The sequence below is a fragment of the Stenotrophomonas sp. HMWF003 genome (assembly GCF_003061285.1).
Classification (GTDB): Bacteria; Pseudomonadota; Gammaproteobacteria; order Xanthomonadales; family Xanthomonadaceae; genus Stenotrophomonas; species Stenotrophomonas maltophilia_AP.
In genome coordinates this window covers 5,737-8,053 of sequence record NZ_QAIW01000231.1, presented here as the reverse complement: position 1 = coordinate 8,053, position 2,317 = coordinate 5,737, and the positions used below count along the sequence as shown (strand labels likewise).

Here is a 2,317-nt window from a genome sequence, read left to right as displayed (position 1 = left end):
GCTTGCGACGGGTGACCGCGGCGATCACCGCATCGGCGGCATTGCGCGGTCGCGGCGCCGGGGCGGGGGCCACGTCCTTGCGCGCTGCTTCCAGCGCACGCTGCACCGCGCCTTCGTCGTAGTTCGCCGCGGCCACGATCTCGACGCCTTCCTCGATCCGCCGGTTCGACAGGATCACCGCATCAGGACCATGTTCCTTGCGCACCAGGTTCATGGCCGAGCGCATATCGGGAGCGACGAAGCGTTTGATTTTCATGCTGTGGTACCGGGACTGGGGCGGCGGGGTGGTGGAAGGGAAGCGCTGGTTGTCGGTGGTCTGCACGGTCCGGGTTTCCCTTTGTGTCCTGCTGCGTTGATATCGAAATGGGGGTGTGTCTGTTTTCTGGCGCATGTCCGTCGGCGTTCCGACGTCAGCTGATCGTGCCGACCAGCTTCAGTCGTTTGTCCTCGGGTACCTCGCTGTAGGCCAGCACCGACAGCGAGGGGACGCTGTGGCGGACCAGCCGTGCCAGCGCGGCACGCACCGGGCCGGGTACCAGCACGACCGCCGGCTCGTTCTTCGCTTCCTGCTTGCTGACACATTCGGCCAGGCTTTGGTGCAGTCGCTCAGCGAGTCCGGGTTCCAGCGCGGCGCCGTTGCCCTGTGTGGACTCCTGCAAGACACGTTCCAATTGCGGGTTGAGGGTGAACACCGGCAGCTCGGCCGACATGCCGGCGATCTCCTGCACGATGAAACGGCCCAGCGCATTGCGCACCGCGGCGGTCAGCGTGGCCGGGTCCTGGCTGAGCGGTGCGTTCTCCACCAGCGATTCGACGATCTTGCGCAGCTGGCGGATCGGAATGCGTTCGATCAGCAGGTTCTGCAGCACCCGCACCACCGCCGACAACGGCAGCGACTTCGGGGTGAGGTCTTCGACCAGCTTGGGCGCGCTCTTGGCCAGGTTGGCCAGCAGCTGCTGCACTTCCTCGTGGCCCAGCAGTTCCGGCGCGTGTTCGCGGATCAGGTGCGACAGGTGGGTGGCCACCACGGTGGCCGGGTCGACCACGGTGTAGCCCATGGTTTCGGCGTGGGCACGCTGGTGCGGCTGGATCCAGGTGGCGTCCAGGCCGAACGCGGGGTCCTTGCCGGCAATGCCCTCCAGCGCACCGAGCGCGCTGCCCGGGTCCAGCGCCAGTTCGCGATCGGGGTGGATCTCGGCGGTGGCCACCGGCACGCCGTGGATCAGCAGGCGGTAGGCGGTGGCCGGCAGCTCCAGGTTGTCGTGGATGTGCACCGAAGGAATCAGGAAGCCGATGTCGTGGGTGAGCTTGCGGCGCACGCCCTTGATCCGGGCCATCAGTTCGCCGCCCTGGTTCTTGTCCACCAGCGGGATCAGCCGGTAGCCCACTTCCAGACCCAGCGGGTCCACCGGGCGCAGTTCGTCCCAGGTCAGTTCGGCGGTGGGCGAGGGCGTGGCACCGGGCAGGCCGAGGGTCTCGCCGCGGCTGGCGGCCGGCGTTTCAGCGGCGCGTGCGGCGGCGGTGCTCTTCTTCCAGGCCTTCCAGGCCACCACGCCGAGGATCGCGGCCAGCGTCAAGAAGGCGACGTTGGGCATGCCCGGCACCAGCCCGACCACGCCCATGATGGCGGCGGCGATGGTGAGCGCGCGGTACTGGCCGAACACCTGGCCCATCATGGCCTGGGCCATGTCCTGCGAGCGCGAGGCGCGGGTGACCAGCATGGCCACCGCCGAGGACACCAGCAGCGCCGGCAGCTGCGCCACCAGGCCGTCACCGATGGACAGCAGGGTGTAGGTGGCGGCCGCGTCGCCGAACGGCATGCCGTGCTGGAGCACGCCGACCGCCAGGCCGCCGAGCAGGTTGATGAACAGGATCAGGATGCCGGCGATGGCGTCGCCGCGGATGAACTTGCTGGCACCGTCCATCGCGCCGTAGAAGTCGGCTTCCTCGCGCACTTCCTCGCGCCGGGCCTTGGCTTCCTCGCGCGTCAGCAAACCGGCGTTGAGATCGGCGTCGATGGCCATCTGCTTGCCGGGCATGGCGTCCAGGATGAAACGGGCGGTCACTTCGGACACGCGCCCGGCACCCTTGGTGATCACCACGAAGTTGATGATGGTCAGGATGGCGAAGACCACGATGCCGACCGCGTAGTTGCCGCCGATCACGAACTCACCGAACGCGGCGATCACCTTGCCCGCCGCCTCGTGGCCGTTCTGGCCGTGCAGCAGGATCACGCGGGTGGAGGCCACGTTCAGGGCCAGCCGCAGCATGGTGGTGATCAGCAGCACGATCGGGAAGATGGTGAAGTCCAGCGGGC

At 68.0% G+C, this 2,317-nt stretch carries 1 protein-coding gene and 1 pseudogene; both read right to left on the bottom strand.

What is annotated here, in order from left to right:
* Nucleotides 1-256: pseudogene (locus DBR34_RS09475) on the bottom strand (flagellar biosynthesis protein FlhF); the annotation flags it as partial.
* 154 nt (nt 257-410) lie between these two features.
* Nucleotides 411-2,317, bottom strand: a 1,907-nt coding sequence (gene flhA / locus DBR34_RS09470; RefSeq protein ID WP_258223784.1) for a flagellar biosynthesis protein FlhA, incomplete at its 5' end; no start/stop codon positions are given.